This is a genomic window from Pseudomonas sp. S3_G06 (assembly GCF_054667565.1).
The window spans coordinates 4404739-4426519 of the sequence record NZ_CP162738.1 but is presented as its reverse complement, the minus strand read 5'-3'; the positions used below and the strand labels follow the sequence as shown (position 1 = coordinate 4426519).

Genomic DNA, 21781 nt, shown 5'->3' with positions numbered 1-21781 from the left:
GCAAAACGGACGGCTTTCAGCGGATGCAGATTTTCCTTGTTCTGATCTGGCTGGCGATCTGCGCCGCCCAAGATGCCCGGCAGCGGCGCATTTCCAACGCTTTGACGTTAGGCGTCGGCGCGCTGGCGTTGGTCTGGTTGTTGGCGACTGGCACTACTTGGCTGGGCGCCAACGCGGCGCAAGGCGGCTGGGCCTGCCTGATCGCTCTGCTGCTGACGCTGCCGGGTTATTTCTTGGGCCGCATGGGCGCCGGCGATGTGAAATTAATGACAGCCCTGGCTCTTGCGACGAACGGCATATTCGTTCTTGGCGCGTTTATCGGCGCGGGCGTGGCCAGCGTGCTGTGGCTGCTGCTCGCGCCAAAAGTCTGGCCTCATATGGCTCAAGGGGTTAGAGAGCATGTGCGTCATCTGGCCCCGGACAAGTCAAAAAAGCTGCCATTTGCGCCGTTCGTGTGGGTAGGGGTAGTGCTTTCGCTGTACTGGATCACCTGATCGCGGGGTGCCACTAGTCCTATGTACATAGTCGGAAAGTGGGTCTACTTTCAATTCAGGCGAATACGCCACCAAAGTGCAGGAACCGTCAGCGTTGGCCGAGCAAATGGAGTGGTTCGTGAACAAGCCTAATTCGGTAAAAATCCTCGTGGTCGATGATCAGCCGCTGATCGTCGAAGAACTCTGTGAGTTTCTCGAGAGCAGTGGCTACCGTTGCGTGCCGTGCGACTCGAGTCTTGAAGCCATCGAGCTGTTCAGGGCGGACCCGGACATCGGTCTGGTGCTGAGTGACTTGCACATGCCGGACATGGACGGCATCGAGTTGATCCAGGCGTTGCAGCGGCTGGCCGGCAAGCAGCGGGTGTTCGAGGCGATCATGCTCACCGGGCGCGCTGACAAGCAGGATGTGATCAAGGCGTTGCGTGCGGGGATTGCCGATTACTATCAGAAGCCGATCGATCTGGCAGAGTTGCTTGAGGGGGTGCAGCGCCAGGAACTGGCTTTGCAGGAGCGGCAGAAGAATCTGCATCTGGGGCATTTGAATCAGAAGTTGCAGTTTTTGTCCGAGTCGATTGATGACCTTTATCAGGATCTGGACAAGGTGCGGCGCTCGCCCGTGCCGGTGGTGAGTGATGGTGAGCCTGAGTCTGTGGAGATGCCGGCGGTGTTCAGTCAGTTGTCGCCGCGGCAGTTGGATGTGGCGCGGTTGGTGGGCAAGGGGCAGACCAATTATCAGATTGCCTGTGAGTTGGGGATTACCGAGAATACGGTGAAGTTGTATGTGTCGCAGGTGTTGCGGTTGACGCATATGCATAATCGGACGCAGTTGGCTTTGGCGCTTTCTCCTGGTAGTTCGGCGGGGCGGCAGCGGGTTACGGCGCATTGAATTGGCGGCCTTTGGGCCGACCATGCTTTGGGTGGTTGGGGTGAATATCCGTTTTTTTGGTGTCGCTGATTACGGTTCCGCCCTTACGGCGGGTCACTTTTGGCAAACGCCGGAATGCCGGCCCAGCCCAAAGTAACCAAAAGGTCTTCGCCCTGACGTTCGGCCCGCTCGCTGGGGCTCGGGGTTCCTTCGCTCCGGGATCGATCCTGGCGCAGCGGCTACGGTTTGCTTCGCTGCACCTCCTTCCGCTGTGTACGACTGCGTCGTACGGTCGCTGCGCTCCCACGCCCGGATCAATCCCTCCACTCAGCCTGCCGACGGGCTCCCAGATCAAGATCAAAAGCTACTCGAGCTTGCGCTCATTGTTTTGAGTGGTGAAAAGCATGCGGTGTCTGGCTTTTGTTTTGCGCTGGATTCGCCCCTCACCCCAGCCCTCTCCCGAGGGAGAGGGAGCCGATTTGCGGGTTGTTCAAAATTTGCATTCGACTCGGTATCTCAGGTCGGCATACCTGACCCAAACAACTCGGTCGGTCCCCTCTCCTCTGGGAGAGGGCTAGGGTGAGGGTGCTTTTGATCTGCTTCAAAATCTGTATTCAACTCGGTATTTCAGGTCGGTGTACTTCGCCCAAACAACTCGGGTCGGTCCCCTCTCCCTCTGGGAGAGGGCTAGGGTGAGGGTGCTTTTGATTTTGATTGTTTAAATCTGTGTCTGATTTGCCAGAACCTTCCCACAAGGTTTTCAGGTTGTCCGTCGGACGTCGGGTCACTAGTCTCTGGCTGTCGCTGACAACTCAGCGTCCAGGTGTGGAAACCTGAAATTCAAGTAGTTGCTTTGCATTGCTACCGTAATCGTTGTCGGCGTGTTCGTTCGTCTGCAAACTGTGTCGCGGCGGCTGTGCGTGGGCAGACTTTGGTCTGGCCGGTTGCCTACTTATCGGTTTTCCACCCTGCGTACAGCTGCCACCTTTTGTCGTGTGGAAACGACAGAAGAGGGCGTCACAGCCAAGTAGGAGTTCTCATGGACAAACTGATCCCAGACCCACCCCCATCCCCCACCACGCCGCTCGAAGACGCCATGCGCGCCGACGATCTGGTGAAAAACCGCGAAGCGATAAAACGCGCGCTCGATTTCTATCTCTGCCCCGCACCCGCAAAACCGCACCCGCCCAGCACGCTGTTCATGGTGGTGCCCAATGTCGATACCGAAAGCCTGTTGGCTCATGCCTGTGAGTCGCTGGCGTCAGCGAGTGCGATGGCGAGTAATTTCGCTGGTGAATTGAGCGGGTTTCAGCGCAGCACGGCGTTGGCGATTCAGCAGATTGTCATGCTGGCGGAGTTGGCGGTGAATCGGGCGCTGGATCGGGTGGATCCGCAGAGCTGACCTGCGACCGCGTTATCGTTCTTCGCGAGCAGGCTCGCTCCCACAGGGGAAATGCATTGCAAACTGTGGGAGCGAGCCTGCTCGCGAAGGGGCCTTCAAGGGCTCCACCAAACTAATTCTTGCTCTCGATCTTCCCGCCCGCATCCGGATCGTAAAAATCCGGGATCTCGTATTGGTATTTCTTCAGCCAGCGCTGCATCGCCAGTTCGCGTTCGGTGGCGGTGGCGCTTTGCGGTTTCGGCGAGGCGGCTTTGTTGCGGCTTTGCAGGACCAGCCAGCCTTCGGTTTCCTGCTGCTGCGCAGAAGCAGGGCCGGTGTCGATGGCGTGGGCGCTGAGGGGCAGGGTGAGCAGGGTCAGGTAGCACAGGCCTTTGCGGATGGTCATGGCTGTCTCCTATTCGAGCGTCGGCGGTAGCGGGTCGATGAAGGCGGCGACGCGGTCGCCGGGTGCGGCTTTTGCGTGGGCCGGGGCTTTGAGTTTTTCCGCGCGTTGCTGCGCTTCGGTGAATTGTTCCGGGCTCAGTTTCGAGCGGCTGACGATTTCCGCAGCTTGCGGCCAGTCGTTCTGGTAGAGCAGCAGGGTGACCATGTTCAGCGTCGCCAGTTGATTGTTCTGGCTCAGCTCGATGGCGGTGAGGAATTCGAATTTCGCTTCGTTGAGGCGCAGTTGGTTGAGGTAGACCACGCCGAGGTCATTGCGGATTTTTTCGTCGGTGGGCGCCAGGCGCGCGGCGCGTTGCAGGTGGGCCTGGGCCTGGCCGTTGTCGCCACGGGCGGCGTAGACCTGGCCCAGGCCATGTTCGGCCTGGGCGGTGAGGCAGCCGCCGAGCAGGCTGCGGTAGAGCGGCTCGGCTTCGCTGCGGCCGAGCAGGCGATAGACCTTGGCTTTGCGCAGGCGCACTTCGCTGAGGTTGTCCGGCAGGCTTTGCAGATTGGCCAGGCTGGCGTGGAGCTTGCCGTCGCTGGCCAGATCATCGGCGAGGTTCAGCGACAGTTCCTGCTCCGACGTGAGTTTGCTGCAGCTGGACGGCGACAGCAGCGAGGTCCACGGCGCCTGGCCATCCGTGGCGCAGCCGCTGAGCAGCAACAGACTTGCCATGACTATCAGTACTTTCATCAAACGCTCTCCATGAGCCAAGGTCAGTTTGCGAACGCGCGGGCAATGGCGGTGAAACCCGGGCCGGCCAGTACGATCAGCAGGGCCGGAAACAGAAACAGCATCATCACCACCGACATCTTCGCCGACATCTTCGAGATGTATTCCTGCAGCCGGGTCAGGCGTCGGTCGTCCAGTAATTGCTTGAGTGCCAGCAGTGATTTCATCGCACCGCCGCCCTGGTGGATCAGTTGCTGGAGAATCACGCAGGTGTCGGTGAATTCGTCCACCGCGAGCATCACCGCGGTCTTGTTCAGCTCCTGACCCAGCTCCAGACCGGAGTCGACGCGGCTGAGGATCAGGCGCAGTTCGCTGGTCAGCTCCGGCAGCAGTTTCTGTGCTTCGACGCTGAGCACGCGCAGCGCTTGTTCAACGGCCATGCCGGATTCGAAGAGGATGCGCAGCAGCGGAATGAACGTGGAAATTTCCACGGCGATGGTTTTCTGTCGGCGGGCGGCGGCGTAGGCGAGCAGGCGTTTGGGCAGTAAATAGCCGCCGCCCGCAGCGAACATCGGCGCCATCCAGCGGTGGCTGGTCTGCGGGAAAAACACTTCCTGCAAAAAGATCGCCAGCCCCAGAGCGAGCAGCGGCGTGCCGATCTGGCAGGCGGCGAAGAGCGCGCGCTCGTTGGCGCGGCGCCAGCCGAGGCGGCAGAGCAGGGTCTGGGTTTCGCTGTCGATGCTCACCGAGCCCCGGCCGAAACGGCTGTTGCCCAGCGCGCGCAGCCAGTGGCCGAAACGGTTCTCCCGGACCAATTGACCGTGCAAGCGCTGATGCACCTGACGCACGCGGCGGCGCTCGGTGAGCAGGTGATTGCCCACCAATAACAGCGAACCGAGGAGCAACAGCAACGCCGCGAGCCAGACCATCTCAAACGCTCCGCAACATGCGCCACAGCGCCAGACTGCCCAGCACCTGCAACACGGCGGCGCTGAGCAGCATGGTCTGGCCGCTTTCGTCGTGCCACATGCCGAGCATGTAGCCGGGGTTGGTCAGCATGAAGTAACTGACCAGAATCAAAGGCAGCAAACCGAGCACCCAAGCGGTCATGCGCGTTTCCCCGGTCAGCGCGCGCAACTGCCGCGCGCCCTGGTCGCGCTCGCGGATCAGTTTGATCAGATTCTCCAGCAGCTCACTGGCATTGCCGCCGTAGCGGTGATTGACCTTCAGGCCGAGGGCGAACATGCGCAGTTCGTCCTGCTCGTAGAGTTCGGCAAAATCGTTGACCGCATCGGGCAGATTCACTCCCAACTGCACGTTGCGCTGGACCCGGCCCATGGCCGCTTTCAAGGGATCTTCACTGGCCTCGATGCCGCCCAGCACCGCATCGCTCAGCGTGCGCCCGGACTTGAGGCTGCGCACGGTGTGGTCGAGCAGTTGCGGCAGTTGTTCGATCATGCGGCGGATCCGCCGTCGGTAGCGAATGGCGATGTACAGCCGCAACGCCACGGGCGGGACGATCATCATGATCAGCAGACCAACCCAGCTCCCGAGCAGAAATCCCAGGCCCATGGCCGCCGCCCACAGGCTCAGCCACAGGCCGAAGCGCTCGCTCGGCTGACCGAGGCCGGCACGCAAAAACATGCGCTCCAATCCCACCCATTTCGTCTGTTCCACGGCCAATTGCGGTTGCCCCGCAGCGAGTCGATTGAGGACTTTTTCCGTCGCGGTCTTGCGCAGGCCTTGCAGGAACAGATAGATCGACAGCCCCAGCAGCATCAGGCAGATGGCGATAAGAATGATCGGTCCCAGCATCTGCGTGCTCCTCGCCGTCAGCCCAGGTGAGCGTCTTGGCGCAGCTTGTCGCCGGCCGGGTTGACCGCTTCGCGCACAAAGCCGAACCCCGTGCGGCGGTCGAGGCGGAACAGGGTGTTGGTGACGTAGACGTCCTCGCGGATGCCGACCACTTCCACCACTTCACTGACGCAGCGTCGACCGTCGGGCATGCGTGTCAGTTGAATGATCACGTCGAGGGCGGCGCAGATCATCTGGCGCAAGGTGCGTTCGGCGATCGAGCGCCCGGTCAGGCCGACCAGAGTCTCCAGACGCAGCAACGCGTCCTGCGCATTGTTGGCATGCACGGTGCTCATCGAACCGTCGTGGCCGGTGTTCATCGCGGTGAGCACGTCGACCACTTCGACGCCACGGATCTCGCCGAGAATGATCCGGTCGGGACGCATGCGCAGGGCGTTGCGAATCAGGTCGCTGGCCTTGACCTCGCCATGACCCTCGGCATTCGGCGGACGGGTTTCCAGGCGCACCACATGCGGATGGCCGAGCTGCAGTTCGGCGACGTCTTCGATGGTCACCAGCCGTTCGTGCGGGTTGATCAACTGGCTGAGGATGTTCAACAGCGTGGTCTTGCCGGTGCCGGTGCCGCCACTGATCAGGATGTTGCAGCGCCTGCCCACGGCGTTCTGCAGGAATTCGAAAATCGCCAGATCGATGGTCTGCATCGCCATCAGGTCGGTGCTCTTGAGCATGTCCTTGCGGAACTTGCGGATCGACAGGCACGGGCCGTCGAGGGCAATCGGCGGGATGATCGCGTTGACCCGGCTGCCATCGGGCAGGCGCGCATCGACCATCGGCGAGGACTCATCGAGGCGGCGGCCGAGCGGCGCAAGGATGCGTTGCATGACCCGCTCGACGTGATGCGCATCGATAAAACGCAGATCGCTCTGATGCAAAACGCCGTCGCGCTCGATGAACACCCGGTGCGGGCCGTTGACCAGAATCTCCGTCACCGACGGGTCGCGCAGCAGGACTTCCAGTGGGCCGAATCCGGTGAGTTCGTCGACGATTTCCTCGCCCAGGCGCTCCATCTCGTAGCGCGAAATCGCCAGGTGCAAACGCGCGATGTATTCGGCGACCTTGTCGGTGACGAACTGCGCCAGTTGCTGGCGCGAACCTTCCAGCAGGTTTTTCCCCGACTCCTCGATGGCGTCGATGATGTAGCGGTGCAGGACCAGTTTCAGGCCTTCGTGATCGCTGTTACCGATCGCTCCGCGTGGCGTCGCGCCAAAGAGTTTTTCTGCGCTCATGAGTTACCTCGCAGACGATCAAACCAGGTGACTTTCGGTTTGCTCAGGCCTTCGGAACGCTTGGCCAAACGTTCGCCGAGGGCGCGCAGGCTCTGGGTGAGTTTCTCTCGCGGCGCCAGTTCGAACAGACTCACGCCCTGGTTTTTCGCGTTCAGGCGCACATCGGGACTGAACGCCAGCACGGCGATGACTTCCAGATTGAAGGTCTTGCCCAGGGTATCGGCATCCGGCGCAACGTTGCTCAGGTAGCGATCGATCAGCAAGCGCCCGTGCTCGAGTTTCATGCCTTTCTCGCGCCACTGGTTGAGCACGGCGAGGTTGCGTCGGCAGTTGAGTACGTTCTGGTCGGTGTACCACAGCAGTTTGTCGCAATGGCTGACGAAGGTGCGCAATGCCTCACTGTCGGCCTGCCCGGTGAGGTTCACGACAATGTGCTGAAAGTGTTGGCGCAGGGCGCTGAGCAGCATGTACAGCTCGGCGGCGCTGGTGGTTTCCAGCGGCTCGTCAGTGTTGGCGTAGGCAAGAATGCGCAGGCCGTGGTCGGCGCTGGTGAATGCGCTGTCGATCAGCGTCGCGTCGAGGCGGCGCAAATGACGCAGGGCATCGCCGAAGTGAAACGAACTCTCCAGTCCCAACAACGCGAGGCTGTCGCCCCGGGGCAGACCGAGGTCGAGCAGCAGGGTTTGCTGGCCGCTTTTCTGCACGACCATGGCCATGTGATTGGCGAGCAAGGCACCGTCGGAACTGCTCTGCACGCCGTACATCACGGTAAGCCCGCCGAGCTGGGTATTGGGAGTGACGGCGGGCAGGCGTTTGCCCAGGCGCCGCACCAGTCCGGCGACTTCGCTGGAACGCGAGCCATAGGCGACAAAATCCCGCGCGCCGGCGCGCATCGCATTGAGCACAAGCTGATTGTCCATGCCGTCGCCAAGAGCAACGATCGCCAGCATCGGCTTGGCTTCCAGCGCACCTTCGATCAGCGCGCTCTGCGCCACGACATGCTCGCGGTCGAGACCGACGAAGACCAGATTGGCGAACGTTACATCGGCCAGTGCGAGCAATTCGTCGAGGCTGCCGGCACCGGCGCTGATGACCTGGCCGAGTGGCGCGAGGGCGCTTTGCAGCCATTCCAGATCGGTGCTGTTGCGGGTGATGGCGAGGAAGGTCTGACTGAGATTCTGGTTCATTGCGATAACCCGCTGCGCTTGTCGAAGTTGCCGTTCTCGAGGAAGAACATGCGATAGAAATTCGGGTCGTAATTGCGCAGTTTCTCCCCCGGCAACGACGGCAGTCGCGCGTCCGCCGCCAGTGGCTGGACCAGGTGCGGGGTGACGATCATCAGCAGCTCGCGCTCTTCGCGTTTGATCTGCGAACCTTTGAAAAACGCGCCGAGGATGGGAATGTCACCCAGGCCGGGAAACTTGTTCACTTGCGAGCTGTTGGTGGTGCTGATCAAACCGCTGATGACGAAACTTTCGCCATCACCCAGTGACACGCTGGTATCGGTGCGGCGGATGGTCAGCGCCGGAACGGTGGTGCCGGCGATGTTCACCGCGTTGGCAAAATCCAGTTCGCTGACCTCCGGGGCGACTTTCAAGGCGATGCGGTCGCGGCCGATGATGGTCGGCGTCAGGGTCAGGCGGATGCCAAACTCCTTGTACTCGATCGACACGCTGTCGCTGCCGGAACTGGGCACCGGAATCGGGATTTCCCCGCCGGCCAAGAAGCTTGCACTCTGCCCGTTCAACGCCACCAGACTTGGTCGCGCCAGGGTGTAGGCGAAGCCGCTGGTTTCCAGGGCGTTGATGATCGCCATGGTCTTGCCGCCGACCCAGGAGAAATTGAACAGCGAGTTATCCACCGGCAGGCGTGGCTGCGGCACGCCGTCAATTGGTGGCAGCGTGCCGGGCGAACCGAACAGGAAATTACCGCGCGTGCCGATCAGCGACGCCGTGGCTTCCTTGAGTTTGGTGCGGCTGACTTCGACGAAACGGATGTCGGTCTGCACTTGCGACGGCAGGGTCGGATCGTCCGACGGCACGCTGCTGGTCAGCGCCGTGGTCGCCGCGCCTTGGACGAAGACCATGGCTTGTTGCGGCTGCGCCGAACAGGCCGTCCAGACCATCAGGCTGGTCGCGCCGGGGCCGACGCCCGTGAGCAAAAAGGACGAACCGCCATTGGCATGCACGTCGGCAATTTTCGGATCGCCCACTGCCAGCCGAGTGATTGCCACCGGTGACTGCATGTCCTGCTGGAAGCCTTCACCGATTTCGATCACCGAGGGCAGGCGCGGCAGTGCCGAGCAGTTGCCCACCGCCGCGAAGGCGCTGTCCATCGTCAATCCCAACAACAGCAAGGCCCGGAGCGCCGGTTTCAATGTCGGTCTGAGTCGACTCTGCATGCACGTGAATCCTTGCGCAGTCATGGGGTTTGTTGGCTGATCTGGTTGCCGCGAATGATTTCCACCGCAGGCCTCGGCGCCGCGCCGGCACTCGCGGTGGCAGGTGCTCTTTGGGCGCTGCCCAGGGCGAGTTGAGTGAACTGGAAAAGCTGGCTGTTGGTGCGATCCAGGTGCGCGGGCGATTGCGCTTCGCCGGCCCAGTATTTGGCCAGCCGTTGTTCTTCGCTGCTGCGCACCGCGAGGCGCAAGGTGCCGACTTGAGTGGCGAGCATCAGGCGGCTGAGCAGTTGTTCCGGCACCGCCAGCACCACGGTGCGTGCGGCGATGCGGCGCTGGTCCTGTTTGAGTTTTTCTTCGGCGCTGAGGTTGGGGGATGCCGGTTGGCCATCGTTGGTCAGGCCGTACTGATCACCGATCCCGAGTACGCGCAGGGCCGGAACGGCGATCTGCGCCGACTGCTGCAGATTGCTCGCGTCCTCGCGCAGATACAGCAGCACATCGACGTAATCGCCCGGCAGCAACTGCCCGGCGCCACCGATCACCTCATCGACGGCCACGGTCAGTGCGCGCTCGTCGCGGCGAATCATCCGCGCCAACGCACCGCCAGCCTGGAAGCTTTCGTCATTGAGCCAGGTGCCGGCGCTGAGGTGGCGCCAAGGTGTGCGGCCGACTGCTTGTTCAATGCTGGTCAGGCTGCCGGCCGGTGCGCTGCGCAGTTTTTCCACGGTCACATCGGCGGCGGTCAACGGCGTGAACGGCGCTACATCGTGGAGCAGCACCACCACCGGTTGGCGGGTCTGGTCTTCGGCAATCGCGACAGTCTGTTCAATGCTGACCGCTGGGGCGACGGGCGCCTCGGCGACCGGGGCCGGCTGACGACTGAGCACCAGCCCCCAGTAACCGACAAAAACCGCGCCGAGCAACAGCAACGCGGCTAGGCCCATGGTGACGCGACTGTTCATGACGGCTCTCCCTTCCTGCTGCACAACCGATTGCATTTGCTTGCGAAAGGCGGACTGCTTCGGCAGCTATGAACATGCAACTATTTCGCTATTTCCAAGCTAGCTGATCCAAGCAAAAGCGCCATTAATGACAGGCGAAATAACCGTACCAAAGTATGACTCTGGCCAGTTAACAGCCGGAAACGGCGGAAAAACGATGGGATTAATGCTTTGTGATTAATGCGTTCTTACAGTTGTTGGGCGGGGGTTTGTTGACAATGCTCAGGTGGCACGGTGGAACCTTGCCGCAGTGGTGATGTCGGCGCCAGAGGCGCGAAGGAGTGGAGCTATGTTTGGTATGACTTTTGATTATCTGATGGCCAAGGCTCGCGCATTTGCCCGCAGTGAAGAGGGTGCTTCGGCGATCGAGTATGCGATTGTGGTGGCGATGGTGGCGGTGGTGGTTGTGGCGTTCGTCACTCCGCTTGGAGACAGGGTCTTGGCGATCTTCAACAATATTCTGACCTCGCTCGATGGTACGGCTGTGACCCGGCCAACGCCGTGATTTTGTGAACTCTGCACTTGGCTGATATCGCACTACACTGGATTTACCTTTCAGTATTCAGGTATTGCCTATGAACGCGTCTTCGTCGCCCCGCCAACAACTGCTTCTGGTTGATGATGAAGAAGACGCGTTGCTGGAGTTGGCGGAGTTGCTGGAGGGGGAGGGCTTTACCTGTCATACCGCGACGTCGGTGAAGCTGGCGTTGCATCTGTTGACCCGGCATCCGGATATTGCTTTGGTGATTACTGATCTGCGTATGCCCGAGGAGTCGGGCATGTCGCTGATCAGGCGGCTGCGTGAGCATACGTCGCGGGAGCATTTGCCGGTGATTGTGATGTCGGGGCATGCGGATATGGAGGATGTCAGCGATATGTTGCGGTTGCAGGTGCTGGATCTGTTTCGCAAGCCGATTTATCACGTGAGGTTGTTGGAGACTCTCAATAATCTGTTTCCCGAGCCTCGGGTGCAGGCCGGGTGACTCGGCGGCCTTTGGGCCGACCGTGTTGGTGGGGTTTTGGGTGAATATCCGTTGCTGCGGGGGGTGCTGATTACGGTTCCGCCCTTACGGCGGGTCACCTTTTTCAAACGCCAAAAAGGTAACCCAAAAGGCTTGCTCCTACGTTCGGCCCTCGCAGGCTCGGGTCCCTTCGCTCCGGGACTGATCCGGGCGCAGCGGCTCCGGTTTGCTTCGCTGCACCTCCTTCCGCTGTGTTCGACTGCGTCGAACGGTCGCTGCGCTCCCACGCCCGGATCAATCCCTCCACTCAGCCTTCCGACGTCGCCGGTGGATCAAGATCAAGAGCACTCGAGCTTGCGCTCATTGTTGAGTGGTGCGGCTTCGCCGCGGGCAGCTGCGCTGCTTTGCTTTTGCTTCTGTGGGAGCGAGCCTGCTCGCGAAGGCGGCCTGCCAGCCAACCAATTTCTTCCTGATGTACATCAATCCTGTGGGAGCTGGCTTGCCAGCGAAGGCGGCCTGCCAGCCGACCTGTTTCTCGCTGATGTACTCGATTCAAACTGTGGGAGCGAGCCTGCTCGCGAAGGCGGCCTGCCAGCCAACCCATTCCTGCCTGATGTACATCAATCCTGTGGGAGCTGGCTTGCCGGCGAAGGCAGCCTGCCAGCCGACCTGTTTCTCGCTGATGTACTCGATTCAAACTGTGGGAGCGAGCCTGCTCGCGAAGGCGGCCTGCCAGCCGACCTGTTTCTCGCTGATGTACTCGATTCAAACTGTGGGAGCGAGCCTGCTCGCGAAGGCGGCCTGCCAGCCAACCATTTTCTTCCTGATGTACATCAATCCTGTGGGAGCTGGCTTGCCAGCGAAGGCGGCCTGCCAGCCGACAACGCTCTGCCTGACTCACCACCTGCGCAATCAACCTCTTGCTCTTGTCACTCCGGCACGAGCCTGTCCAGTACGCGGTTGACTGCCAGTTCGCCCAGCATGATCACTTGCTGTATTCCCAACAGGGAATTGCGCTGCGGTCCATCGATAAATCCGGCGAGGTCGCTGGCCATGATGCTTGCCGAGGCCAGTGATTCGCAGGCATGCACCAGCAGGGTTTCGTTGTCCGCAGCCGGGTCGACGATGAACAGGGTGCTGGGTTTGCGCGGTGCGGCAGGGTCTTTGATGAGGCGGGGGTTGAGGTAGTAATCGATGGCGCGGTCGGCGGCTTCCTTGAGTTTTTGCGCTTCGACGAGCGGGTCGGCGAAGGCTGGATCGGCAAGAGGTGGATCGGGCGTTATTTTTTTCACGGGCTCAGTCTCCTGATGGAGTAGGGCCGCAACCCGTTCGCGACTAAACGAAAGGGAGGCAGCTGCACGCAGGTTAGTCGACCGATGAGCCACGAAATCGGCGCGCCCGAAGGCGCCCTGCGCACAGCCACCATCAAGTGCAGGTATGCAATACCTGGCTGACAGGAACCTGTGCGTCGTGGACAAGCGGGCGACTAAACCCGACCACTGATGAGCAGTGGCAGGCAAACGATAGAACCCGCGCCCCAGGCGCACAAGCCGGCGGATTCTGGCGTAGCCGTAGGCAAAGGCGCAAGGATTTGTGGGCTGTTGCGAGGTAACGGGGCGTGTGTTTAAACGGCTGGTTTAAGCGCTGCGATAAATCGGTTGAATAGCCGAACGCTTTCGCGAGCAGGCTTGCTCCTACAGGGCCGGCGGTTGTACTGAGGAACCGTGAACACCGCCGAATCTGTGGGAGCGAGCCTGCTCGCGAAGGCGGTGCGTCAGTCAAAAAAATCCTGACTGACACACCGCTCGGCCATCACAACTGATAACTGAAACTGATGCTGTACCGAGGCTTGCGGTTCAACGTATCCAGCGCTTCATCGGACATGGCCTTCGCCACTTCCAGGGCGACGTTGTAGTACTTGGCATCGCCGAACCTCAGCCCGACGGCTGTCGATGACAGGTTGTTGGCCTGCACCGGCAGTTGGTTGAACCAGCTGCGCGAGCGGTCGACGACGACGTAGGGTTGCAGGATGCGCACCCAGTTGCCGTCGCGGTTGAAGCTGTAGTTGACCTCGTAGGCCACGCCCCAACCCTTGTCGCCCGAGGCCTGGTCGTCGGGGTAGCCACGGCCGAAGTTCTGCCCGCCGAATACGGCGCGTTCGCTGTCAGGCAAGGTGTCGTCGCTCCAGTACAGCGCCGCCGAGAGCACGCCTTGCCAGTTGTCGAGAAACTTGTCGCTCTGCACGCCGGACAGTCTGACGCGGAAGAAATCCAGGTCGATGTCGTCGTAGTTGGTGTGCGCGCCGAGGCTGTCGAAGCCCTGGTAGACACCGGCACTGAGGATGCGCAGTTGGCGGGCGTCGGCCTTGCGCCAGTCGCCTTCGAAAGCCAGGGCGCGGACGTCGGTGCGCAGTTCGGTGCTGAAGGGAAAGTTGATGCCGTCATAGCGCGTCTTGTCGTCGACCGCATACAGGCGCGAGCCGGCGGTCAGCAGTTCGTTGGCGGAGGCGATCAGGGGCGTGCTGAAGCCGATCGAGTAGCGATCGTTTTCGCGGTGGGTACTCAGGCGTCCGCCACCGCCGACCAGCACTTCGGTGTCCGGGTCGGCGCGGTAACGCGATGCCGAGACGTTGAGTTGCGTGCCTTCGGTATCGAGGAACTGGCTGTAGTCGAGACGGTAGTAATGCTCTTTGTCATCGCCCGGTGGGAACAGGCCGCTGAGGCTCAACTGTTCGCCCATCGACGTCTGCGAATTGCTGCTGACACCGAGCAACGCCTGCGGGCCGTTACGGTTGTCTTCGGTGGTGCTCAGGGTGCTGGTGAACGGTTTGCGACTGGCCTGGGCGACCAGAGTGGTCGCGCCATCGGTGGTGCCCGGCGGTGGCACTTGCGCTTGAATGGTTACCCCGGGAATGCGGCTCATCAGCGTGGTGTAGCGCTCGAAGGTCTTGCGCGTCAGCGGGCGTTCGGCCTGGATTTTCGCGGCGAGTTTGTCGAGCAGGCCTTTGACCCGGCCGATGTCGCCCTGCATCTGGATATCGCGCACGTAGCCCTCGACCAGTACCACCCGCGCCACGCCGTCATCGAAGCTCTGTTGCGGCAGGAACGCATAGGACAACAGATAGCCGTCCTGCTGATAGCGACGGGTGATGTTGCGCGTGGCTTCGATCAGTTCGGCAAGGCTGGCCTGACGGCCGATCAGGGGCTTGTAGATTTCCGCGAGTTCGTTGAGCGGGTAGATCGTGCCGCCTTCGATCTGCACGGTCTTGAGGTTGACCTTGGTTTCCATCAGCAATGGCTGTGCGGCGGTCGCACCCGGGTCCGGCACTTGCAGCGGCGCTGCGCTCGGCCGATAGGCGTCGGCGGGCAGGTTGGGTACGGGGAGGTTGCGGATGGTTTCGTTGCTGTTGAGAAAACTGGGCAAGGTGTCGGCGAGGGCAGCGGAACTGAGGCTCAGGCACAGCAGGGATGCCAGTACGCGCATAGGACACTCCATGGTCAGAACACAGCACAGGGCAAGTATTTCCGTAGAAAAAAGGCGGAAGACTCGTGGGAATCTTCCGCCCTCAACCAAGCGTAGGCGCTGTAGGTAAGGCCGTCGAATCGGCCAGGTGCAATTTAGCGTTTGTTGCCGCCCAGCGCGCCGGTCAGGCCGCCGAGTACCCCGCCCAGACCGCCAGTTGTGCCGCCAGTGGCAGTGCCGCCGTTGACCAGGCCACCGACCGCCGCCACGGTGCCGCCGACGTTGGTAACCAGACCGCCGACAGCAGTGGTGACCGGGTTGTTGGTGGCGGCAATCGCTCCGCCGAGATTGCCGACTGCGGCGCCCACCTGATTTGTAAGACCAGCGACCGGAGTGCCGAGACCGGTAGCGGCGCCGACCTGTTGAGTGACAGTGGTGACCGCGCTGGTGACCGGATTGAGGCCCGTACCGACTGCGGCGCCGACACTCGCCAGCGGCGACGTGGTTGCAGTGATCGGTGTGCCCGAGCCGCCGAGTACGGTGTTGATCGACGCAATCGTGGTGCCCAGCCCGCCAGCGGTAACACCGCCGGCACTGACCACGCCGCTGGTGCTGCCGGCATTCAGGCCGCTGCCGACGTTGACCACCGCACCACCGACGGTTTGCAGCAGGCCGGTACCGCCGAGGCCACCACCGATGCCACCGATGCCGCCAGTACCCGAGCCAGTGCCATTGGACACCAGGCCGCCCGCTTTGCCGACCGCCGTGCCGGTGTTGCTCAGCGCGCCGCCGAGGGTGTTGGTCAGGGCATTGCCGCTGCCTGCGTCGGTAACTTTGCCGCCGAGGCTGTTCACCGTGCCGCCCACTTTCGAGATCACCCCTTTGAGCGGATCACCCAGGCCGGTGGCATCGCCGAGCTTGTCGGTGGTGCTTTCGACCATGGCGATCACCGGCACCAGGCCGCTGCCGACCTTGTTGGTCAACTGGCTGGTCGGGCCGCTGGTCAGTGAGGTGTTGAGGGTGTCGCCAAGCATGGTGACTTTTTCACCGATGCCATCGACCAGCGGCGCCACGCGGGTGACTACGCCGCCCACGACGGGAACGCTACGGGTCGTTGTGTTCAGTTTGACGCTGAGGTCCGACACGCCGTCGCCAACATCGGAAACCACGCCGCCAAGCGAGGCCGCTGTGGTGGTCAGACCGTTGGGGTCAGTGGCCAGTTTGCCGATGCCATTGCTGACACCATCGCCCAAGGTACTGACGACGTTGCCGGTGGTGTTGGCCAGGCTTTGTACGATGCCGCCAGCGACTGGAACCGTGCTCAGCGAATCACCGATCTGGCCGACGCCATCACCGACACCGCTGACGGTTTTGCCGACATCCTGAACAAGTGTTGTGGTCACCAGCGAAGGTGCAGCGGGATTGGTCGGGTTGGTGGGATCGGTCGGGTCTGTCGGATTGGTTGGGTTGGTCGGATCAGTGCCACCGCCGGTACCGCCAGTGCCACCGGTTCCGCCGCCAGTGCCGGCAGTATCGCCGCCGCTTCCGCCGCCCGCGCCACCGCTGCCATCGGTGCCCGCCGTGCCGTCCGCCGTCGAGCTGCCCGAACTGCTGCGATGGCCGCCACCGCCGCTGCTGCAGCCGACGAGGCCGACCGAAAGAATCAGTGCCAGCGCGATTGCCGATTTGGACCACATCACTTGAGTTTTCATGATTGAGATTCCTGCACCTGTCACAACGTTACGTTGCCTTCGATGGCTCGCCGATCTGTCGTCGGCGATGCCTCGTCCGTGGCTGTAATCTCAGTCGACGGCAGGTTTTTCACCATTCTCAAGTTGGTATTAACCCCTTTATATAGAGGGCTCGGCGCTATGCCGAAGGACTAGTACCCAAGTAATAAACGGGCAAAAAAAAGCCTTGAAATTCAAGGCTCGGTTTTTTGCAAAGCGGCGGGCAGGGCGCGGAAAAACTTAAGTGATATATACACAATTAACGGGTTTTCCGCCCCGCCAGATCAGGCGATCGGTTGCCACTGACCGACCATATGTTCCAGGTCGCCGGCACCGACCAGGCGCAACTCACCGCTGGAGCCCGCGGCACTGGCCAGCAATGTCACTTCACTGGGCAGGCGCACCGGTTTGCGAAAGTGCACGGCGATTTCCAGGTTGGCTTTGGGCAGGTGATCAGAGAGCGCCGCCAGCGTGCGTGCCTTGTTCCACAAGCCATGCGCGATCGCCGTGGGAAAACCGAACAGCTTGGCGCTCGCCGCACTCAGGTGAATCGGGTTGTAGTCGCCGGAGACTTTCGCATACTGGCGACCGATATCGGCCGGCGCAGTCCAGCGCGTCACTTCGAGCAAATCCTGTGACGGCTGCCAGTCCTGAGCCAGCGCCTCGCCCTCGAGTTTCACCCCGCGACAGAGCATCCGGCTTTCGGCTTCCCACAGCGGCCCGAGCTGATCGTCGAGGGTGGTCAACAGATCGAATGTCGCGCCCTTGGCATGTGGTTGCAGGTTGTGCACGCGCACGCTGACTTGCGCGCGACTGATGGCGCCCATCGGCCGCAGCACGCGGATGCGGTTGCTCAGGTGAATCAGCCCCAGCAGCGGGAACGGAAAGTCCCTGGCCGTGAGCAATTGCATCTGCAAGGCGAAGGCGAGGATGTGTGGATAGGTCGGCGGCAGCAGGCCGTCATCGACGAAACCGCAGACCTTGCGATAGGCCGCCAGCCGCTTGCCGTCGATATCGACCCAGCAGCGCAGGCCGCTGTCGGGCAGTTGCGTACCGGTGATTTTGCGTCGCGTCGCTGCGCGCGAGTACAGCGCGGGCAGACTCGGTTCGCGATCCAGCGTGTGCCATTCGATGCTCATGCTCAAGCCCCCAGAACGCTTTGCCCACAGACCCGCAACGCCTGCCCGGTGAACGCGCCCGTGCCCGGTTGCGCCAGCCACGCCACGGCTTCGGCGACGTCTTGCGGCAAGCCGCCCTGGCCCAGCGAACTCATGCGCCGCCCGGCTTCGCGCAGGCCGAACGGAATGTGCGCGGTCATTTGCGTTTCGATGAAACCGGGAGCCACGGCGTTGACGCTGATGCCGCGTTCCAGCAGCGTCGGCGCCCAGGCCTGGGCCAGACCGATCAGGCCAGCCTTGCTCGCCGCGTAATTGGTCTGCCCGCGATTGCCGGCGATGCCGCTGATCGAGGCGAGCAGGACCACCCGTGCGTTGTCGCGCAGGGTGCCGCTGTCGAGCAGCGCCTTGGTCAGCACTTGCGGCGCGTTGAGGTTGACGGCCAGCACCGCGTCCCAGAATTCCGGGGTCATGTTGGCCAGGGTTTTGTCACGGGTGATGCCGGCGTTGTGCACGAGGATGTCGAGGCCGTCGGGCAGCTGTTCGATCAATTGCGCGGCGGCGTCATCGGCGCAGATATCGAGGGTGATCGCACGGCCGCCGAGGCGCGCGGCAAGGGCCTCAAGGTCGGTCTTGGCTGGCGGTACGTCGAGGAGGATCACCTCGGCGCCATCACGGGCCAGGGTTTCGGCAATCGACGCGCCGATGCCGCGCGCGGCACCGGTGACCAGCGCCTTGCGCCCGGCCAGCGGGCGGGTCCAGTCAGTGACTGGCGTAGCGCACGCGGTCAGGCGAATCACCTGGCCGGAAACGAATGCACTTTTCGGCGAGAGGAAAAATCGCAGCGGGCCTTCCAGTTGATCTTCGGCACCTTCGCCGACGTAAATCAGCTGCAAGGTGCCACCGCCGCGCAGCTCTTTGGCCAGTGAGCGGGAGAAGCCTTCGAGTGCTCGTTGTGCGCTGGAGGCGAATGGATCACTCAAGGATTCCGGCGCGCGACCGAGGATCACCAGATGCGCGCTATGGTCGAGGTTCTTCATCAATGGCTGGAAGAATTCGCGCAGTTGCTTGAGCTGGTCAGTGTGTTGCAGAGCGCTGGCGTCGAACACCACCGCTTTGATTTTCGGCCCGTGGCCGGGGATCCACGCGGTGGCCAGCGAGGGCTCGGTGCCGTAGCTGTAGATCGCGTCGGTCAAGCGATTGGCAAACCCGCTGATCCGTTCGGCCAGCGGCCCGCCACCGATCAACAGGGCGCCCTCGATCGGCCGCAGACGCCCCGCCTGCCAGCGTTCCAGCCGCACCGGCGACGGCAGGCCCAAGGCCCCGACCAGACGATGGCCGAAGGATGAGTTGGCGAAGTCGATATAGCGGTCAGACATGGAACGCTCTCCAGAAGTTGGGGTTCAAAGTGTGGACTGTCCACGGCAATCAATCGTTCGATCGGAGCATTAAGGCCTACGCTGGTTTAGCAGAGTAGACCACTGACCCTGTGGGAGCGGGCTTGCCCGCGATGGCGGAGTGCCAGCCGCTGAAGGGTTGGAAATGCCGCCCCCATCGCTGGCAAGCCAGCTCCCACAGGTTTCCATGTGAATCCGCAAATTCCACAGGAGTTATCCATGACCCAGCTGCGCCGCGTCGCGATCATCGGCGGTAACCGCATCCCTTTCGCCCGCTCCAACGGGCCGTACGCCACCGCCAGCAATCAGGCGATGCTCACCGCCGCGCTGGAAGGCCTGATCGAACGCTACAACCTGCACGGCCAGCGCATCGGCGAGGTGGTTACCGGCGCGGTGCTCAAATTGTCACGGGATATGAACCTGACCCGCGAATGCGTGCTCGGCTCGCGCCTGTCTCCAGCGACACCGGCCTATGACATCCAGCAAGCCTGCGGCACCGGTCTGGAAGCGGCGCTGCTGGTGGCCAACAAAATCGCCCTCGGCCAGATCGACTGCGGCATCGCCGGCGGCGTCGACACCACTTCCGATGCGCCGATCAGCGTCAGCGAAGGCCTGCGCAGGATTCTTCTACAGGCCAACCGCGCCAAGAGCACCGGCGACAAACTGAAAACCCTTTTGCAGTTGCGCCCCCGGCATCTGATTCCCGAATTCCCGCGCAACGGCGAGCCACGCACTGGCCTGTCGATGGGCGAGCATTGCGAACTGATGGCGCAGACCTGGAATATTCCCCGCGAAGAACAGGATCAACTGGCCCTCGAAAGCCACCACAAACTCGCCGCTTCCTACAGCGAAGGCTGGCACAACGATCTGATGACGCCGTTCCTCGGCCTGACCCGCGACAACAATCTGCGCCCGGACCTGACCCTGGAAAAACTCGCCACGCTGAAACCGGCCTTCGAGAAAAGCGCCAAGGGCACGCTGACGGCGGGTAACTCTACGCCGCTCACCGATGGCGCTTCGGTGGTGTTGCTGGGAAGTGAGGAATGGGCCAAAGCGCGCGGCTTGCCGATCCTCGCTTATCTGCGCGACGGAGAGGCGGCGGCGGTGGATTTCGTCAACGGTGCCGAGGGCCTGCTGATGGCGCCGGTATATGCCGTGCCACGCTTGCTGGCGCGCAATGGGCTGACGTTGCAGGATTTTGATTACTACGAAATTCACGAAGCCTTCGCTGCGCAGGTCCTGTGCACGCTCAAGGCCTGGGAAGATCCGGAATATTGCAAAACCCGCTTGGGGCTCGACGCGGCCCTGGGTTCGATTGATCGCAGTCGGCTTAACGTCAAAGGCAGTTCGCTGGCGGCGGGGCACCCGTTTGCTGCGACGGGCGGGCGCATTGTCGCGAATCTGGCCAAGCTGCTGGATGCGGCGGGCAAGGGGCGAGGGTTGATCTCGATCTGTGCAGCGGGCGGGCAGGGTGTCACCGCGATTATCGAACGCTAAACGCGATCCCGTGTAGGAGTGAGCCTGCTCGCGAAGGCGCCGTGTCAGTCGCCATCATTCTCTGCTGACAGACCGCTTTCGCGAGCAGGCTCGCTCCCACAGGGTTTCCGATGCATGTGCATGTCAGATTCTGTCGCAAATGCCCTTGCCGACCGATACCAATCAATGCCACCGTCTCGGCTATGATTCGCCCGGGTCGCTGCGATTGATCCGGCACAGTGTGTGCATCCTCAAGGTTCACAGGTCGGCAACCCCTCCCCGTCGGGCGAGGATTGCCGTATAACGAGTGACATTCGCGTGTTTGGTAATAAAGGACCCACAATAAAAGCTGATGAAGACTCCAAAACGCATTGAACCCCTGATCGAGGACGGTCTGGTCGACGAAGTGCTGCGCCCACTGATGAGTGGCAAAGAGGCAGCTGTTTATGTAGTGCGCTGCGGCAATCAGTTACGTTGCGCAAAGGTCTACAAGGAGGCGAATAAACGCAGTTTCCGCCAGGCGGCCGAGTATCAGGAAGGCCGCAAGGTTCGTAACAGCCGTCAGGCGCGGGCCATGGCGAAGGGGTCCAAGTTCGGTCGCAAAGAGACCGAAGACGCCTGGCAGAACGCTGAAGTGGCGGCGCTGTTCCGTCTCGCCGGCGCCGGTGTGCGAGTGCCCAAACCCTATGACTTCCTCGACGGCGTGCTGTTGATGGAGCTGGTGGCCGACGAATTCGGCGACGCCGCGCCACGGCTGAACGACGTGGTACTGGAGCCGGATCAGGCGCGCGAGTATCACGCGTTCCTGATTTCGCAGATCGTGCTGATGTTGTGTACCGGTCTGGTGCACGGTGACCTCTCCGAGTTCAACGTGCTGCTGACCCCGACCGGCCCGGTCATCATCGACCTGCCCCAGGCAGTCGACGCTGCGGGCAACAACCACGCGTTCAGCATGCTCGAGCGTGACGTTGGCAACATGGCTTCGTACTTCGGCCGTTTCGCGCCGGAATTGAAGAAGACCAAGTACGCCAAGGAAATGTGGGCGTTGTACGAAGCCGGCACCTTGCACCCGAACAGTGTGCTGACCGGCGAGTTCGACGATCCGGAAGACCTGGCGGATGTCGGCGGGGTGTTGCGCGAAATCGAAGCGGCGCGCCTCGACGAGGAACGCAAGCAGGCCATTCGCGCGGCGGACGACGCGCCGAAAGGCAAACCCGAAGAACCGCCTCCACCGCCGTGGATGCAGTAATCGCGTGATGAAAAACCCGGCTTCGGCCGG

21 protein-coding genes are annotated in these 21781 nt (G+C 61.9%); 8 read left to right on the top strand and 13 right to left on the bottom strand.

Annotated elements, in window-relative coordinates; genetic code table 11:
- Positions 1 to 23 precede the first annotated feature (23 nt).
- From AB4N47_RS19880 to AB4N47_RS19870, 3 genes are all read left to right on the top strand, one after another.
- Complete coding sequence (locus AB4N47_RS19880; protein ID WP_341638530.1) at positions 24 to 494, top strand: prepilin peptidase; 471 nt, start codon at positions 24 to 26, stop codon at positions 492 to 494.
- 106 nt (positions 495 to 600) lie between these two features.
- Positions 601 to 1380 (top strand): response regulator, encoded by a 780-nt coding sequence (locus tag AB4N47_RS19875; protein WP_166554736.1) that lies wholly within the window; start codon positions 601 to 603, stop codon positions 1378 to 1380.
- Between the two features lie 1018 nt (positions 1381 to 2398).
- A complete protein-coding gene (locus AB4N47_RS19870; protein WP_122508647.1) occupies positions 2399 to 2761 on the top strand; it encodes a DUF6124 family protein in 363 nt (120 codons plus the stop codon).
- Between the two features lie 112 nt (positions 2762 to 2873).
- On the opposite strand, the gene AB4N47_RS19865 is transcribed toward AB4N47_RS19870, so the two are convergent.
- Genes AB4N47_RS19865 through cpaB form a run of 8 tightly spaced genes read right to left on the bottom strand, consistent with a single transcriptional unit; the run spans position 2874 to position 10321 of the window.
- Positions 2874 to 3146, bottom strand: a complete 273-nt coding sequence (locus tag AB4N47_RS19865; protein ID WP_110647083.1) for a DUF3613 domain-containing protein — start codon at positions 3144 to 3146, stop codon at positions 2874 to 2876.
- 9 nt (positions 3147 to 3155) lie between these two features.
- Positions 3156 to 3878 carry a tetratricopeptide repeat protein gene (locus AB4N47_RS19860; RefSeq protein ID WP_217879254.1) on the bottom strand — a complete coding sequence of 241 codons (723 nt, stop codon included), beginning with the start codon at positions 3876 to 3878 and terminating at the stop codon, positions 3156 to 3158.
- A 23-nt stretch (positions 3879 to 3901) separates the two neighbouring features.
- Complete coding sequence (locus tag AB4N47_RS19855; protein WP_252877376.1) at positions 3902 to 4786, bottom strand: type II secretion system F family protein; 885 nt, start codon at positions 4784 to 4786, stop codon at positions 3902 to 3904.
- Position 4787: 1 nt separating this feature from the next.
- Positions 4788 to 5672 carry a type II secretion system F family protein gene (locus AB4N47_RS19850; protein ID WP_341638531.1) on the bottom strand — a complete coding sequence of 295 codons (885 nt, stop codon included), beginning with the start codon at positions 5670 to 5672 and terminating at the stop codon, positions 4788 to 4790.
- A 17-nt stretch (positions 5673 to 5689) separates the two neighbouring features.
- A complete protein-coding gene (locus AB4N47_RS19845; protein ID WP_039763729.1) occupies positions 5690 to 6958 on the bottom strand; it encodes a CpaF family protein in 1269 nt (422 codons plus the stop codon).
- Positions 6955 to 8145, bottom strand: a complete 1191-nt coding sequence (locus AB4N47_RS19840) for a pilus assembly protein (RefSeq protein WP_341638532.1) — start codon at positions 8143 to 8145, stop codon at positions 6955 to 6957. The genes AB4N47_RS19845 and AB4N47_RS19840 overlap by 4 nt, the downstream gene beginning before the upstream one ends.
- Complete coding sequence (locus AB4N47_RS19835) at positions 8142 to 9359, bottom strand: type II and III secretion system protein family protein (protein ID WP_024011445.1); 1218 nt, start codon at positions 9357 to 9359, stop codon at positions 8142 to 8144. The genes AB4N47_RS19840 and AB4N47_RS19835 overlap by 4 nt, the downstream gene beginning before the upstream one ends.
- 20 nt (positions 9360 to 9379) lie before the next feature.
- Positions 9380 to 10321 (bottom strand): Flp pilus assembly protein CpaB, encoded by a 942-nt coding sequence (gene cpaB / locus AB4N47_RS19830; RefSeq protein ID WP_341638533.1) that lies wholly within the window; start codon positions 10319 to 10321, stop codon positions 9380 to 9382.
- A 337-nt stretch (positions 10322 to 10658) separates the two neighbouring features.
- On the opposite strand from cpaB, the gene AB4N47_RS19825 reads away from it, so the two are divergent.
- The 3 genes from AB4N47_RS19825 (at position 10659) to AB4N47_RS19815 (ending at position 12286) form a co-directional block, all read left to right on the top strand.
- Positions 10659 to 10865 (top strand): Flp family type IVb pilin, encoded by a 207-nt coding sequence (locus AB4N47_RS19825; protein WP_038861137.1) that lies wholly within the window; start codon positions 10659 to 10661, stop codon positions 10863 to 10865.
- 70 nt (positions 10866 to 10935) lie between these two features.
- Positions 10936 to 11343, top strand: a complete 408-nt coding sequence (locus tag AB4N47_RS19820; protein ID WP_341638534.1) for a response regulator — start codon at positions 10936 to 10938, stop codon at positions 11341 to 11343.
- Between the two features lie 352 nt (positions 11344 to 11695).
- The gene (locus tag AB4N47_RS19815; RefSeq protein WP_341638535.1) at positions 11696 to 12286 is read left to right on the top strand and encodes a hypothetical protein; all 591 of its coding nucleotides are present in this window, start codon (positions 11696 to 11698) and stop codon (positions 12284 to 12286) included.
- On the opposite strand, the gene AB4N47_RS19810 is transcribed toward AB4N47_RS19815, so the two are convergent.
- From AB4N47_RS19810 to AB4N47_RS19790, 5 genes are all read right to left on the bottom strand, one after another.
- Positions 12252 to 12614: a DUF6124 family protein gene (locus tag AB4N47_RS19810; protein ID WP_264364477.1), complete on the bottom strand. Its 363-nt coding sequence runs from the start codon at positions 12612 to 12614 to the stop codon at positions 12252 to 12254. The two genes, AB4N47_RS19815 and AB4N47_RS19810, sit on opposite strands and share 35 nt — an antisense overlap.
- 520 nt (positions 12615 to 13134) lie before the next feature.
- Positions 13135 to 14805 carry a ShlB/FhaC/HecB family hemolysin secretion/activation protein gene (locus tag AB4N47_RS19805; RefSeq protein WP_460154318.1) on the bottom strand — a complete coding sequence of 557 codons (1671 nt, stop codon included), beginning with the start codon at positions 14803 to 14805 and terminating at the stop codon, positions 13135 to 13137.
- Between the two features lie 134 nt (positions 14806 to 14939).
- Entirely contained in the window at positions 14940 to 16496 is a 1557-nt protein-coding gene (locus tag AB4N47_RS19800; protein WP_341638537.1) for a collagen-like triple helix repeat-containing protein, read from the bottom strand.
- A gap of 302 nt (positions 16497 to 16798) precedes the next feature.
- Entirely contained in the window at positions 16799 to 17653 is an 855-nt protein-coding gene (locus AB4N47_RS19795; RefSeq protein ID WP_341638538.1) for a MaoC family dehydratase, read from the bottom strand.
- Between the two features lie 2 nt (positions 17654 to 17655).
- On the bottom strand, positions 17656 to 19008 hold the full coding sequence (locus AB4N47_RS19790) for a 3-oxoacyl-ACP reductase (protein WP_341638539.1): 1353 nt from the start codon (positions 19006 to 19008) through the stop codon (positions 17656 to 17658).
- 237 nt (positions 19009 to 19245) lie between these two features.
- Between AB4N47_RS19790 and AB4N47_RS19785 the strand changes: the two genes are divergently transcribed.
- Positions 19246 to 20523, top strand: a complete 1278-nt coding sequence (locus AB4N47_RS19785; RefSeq protein ID WP_341638540.1) for an acetyl-CoA C-acetyltransferase — start codon at positions 19246 to 19248, stop codon at positions 20521 to 20523.
- A gap of 331 nt (positions 20524 to 20854) precedes the next feature.
- The gene (locus AB4N47_RS19780) at positions 20855 to 21751 is read left to right on the top strand and encodes a PA4780 family RIO1-like protein kinase (protein ID WP_016771829.1); all 897 of its coding nucleotides are present in this window, start codon (positions 20855 to 20857) and stop codon (positions 21749 to 21751) included.
- The last annotated feature ends 30 nt before the right edge of the window (positions 21752 to 21781 follow it).

Bases quoted from the DNA above. Each gene is read 5' to 3' on its own strand.
- AB4N47_RS19880 (WP_341638530.1), top strand. From the start codon at position 24: ATGCAGATTTTCCTTGTTCTGATCTGGCTGGCGATCTGCGCCGCCCAA.
- AB4N47_RS19875 (WP_166554736.1), top strand. From the start codon at position 601: ATGGAGTGGTTCGTGAACAAGCCTAATTCGGTAAAAATCCTCGTGGTC.
- AB4N47_RS19870 (WP_122508647.1), top strand. From the start codon at position 2,399: ATGGACAAACTGATCCCAGACCCACCCCCATCCCCCACCACGCCGCTC.
- AB4N47_RS19865 (WP_110647083.1), bottom strand. From the start codon at position 3,146: ATGACCATCCGCAAAGGCCTGTGCTACCTGACCCTGCTCACCCTGCCC.
- AB4N47_RS19860 (WP_217879254.1), bottom strand. From the start codon at position 3,878: ATGAAAGTACTGATAGTCATGGCAAGTCTGTTGCTGCTCAGCGGCTGC.
- AB4N47_RS19855 (WP_252877376.1), bottom strand. From the start codon at position 4,786: ATGGTCTGGCTCGCGGCGTTGCTGTTGCTCCTCGGTTCGCTGTTATTG.
- AB4N47_RS19850 (WP_341638531.1), bottom strand. From the start codon at position 5,672: ATGCTGGGACCGATCATTCTTATCGCCATCTGCCTGATGCTGCTGGGG.
- AB4N47_RS19845 (WP_039763729.1), bottom strand. From the start codon at position 6,958: ATGAGCGCAGAAAAACTCTTTGGCGCGACGCCACGCGGAGCGATCGGT.
- AB4N47_RS19840 (WP_341638532.1), bottom strand. From the start codon at position 8,145: ATGAACCAGAATCTCAGTCAGACCTTCCTCGCCATCACCCGCAACAGC.
- AB4N47_RS19835 (WP_024011445.1), bottom strand. From the start codon at position 9,359: ATGCAGAGTCGACTCAGACCGACATTGAAACCGGCGCTCCGGGCCTTG.
- cpaB (WP_341638533.1), bottom strand. From the start codon at position 10,321: ATGAACAGTCGCGTCACCATGGGCCTAGCCGCGTTGCTGTTGCTCGGC.
- AB4N47_RS19825 (WP_038861137.1), top strand. From the start codon at position 10,659: ATGACTTTTGATTATCTGATGGCCAAGGCTCGCGCATTTGCCCGCAGT.
- AB4N47_RS19820 (WP_341638534.1), top strand. From the start codon at position 10,936: ATGAACGCGTCTTCGTCGCCCCGCCAACAACTGCTTCTGGTTGATGAT.
- AB4N47_RS19805 (WP_460154318.1), bottom strand. From the start codon at position 14,805: ATGCGCGTACTGGCATCCCTGCTGTGCCTGAGCCTCAGTTCCGCTGCC.
- AB4N47_RS19800 (WP_341638537.1), bottom strand. From the start codon at position 16,496: ATGAAAACTCAAGTGATGTGGTCCAAATCGGCAATCGCGCTGGCACTG.
- AB4N47_RS19795 (WP_341638538.1), bottom strand. From the start codon at position 17,653: ATGAGCATCGAATGGCACACGCTGGATCGCGAACCGAGTCTGCCCGCG.
- AB4N47_RS19790 (WP_341638539.1), bottom strand. From the start codon at position 19,008: ATGTCTGACCGCTATATCGACTTCGCCAACTCATCCTTCGGCCATCGT.
- AB4N47_RS19785 (WP_341638540.1), top strand. From the start codon at position 19,246: ATGACCCAGCTGCGCCGCGTCGCGATCATCGGCGGTAACCGCATCCCT.
- AB4N47_RS19780 (WP_016771829.1), top strand. From the start codon at position 20,855: ATGAAGACTCCAAAACGCATTGAACCCCTGATCGAGGACGGTCTGGTC.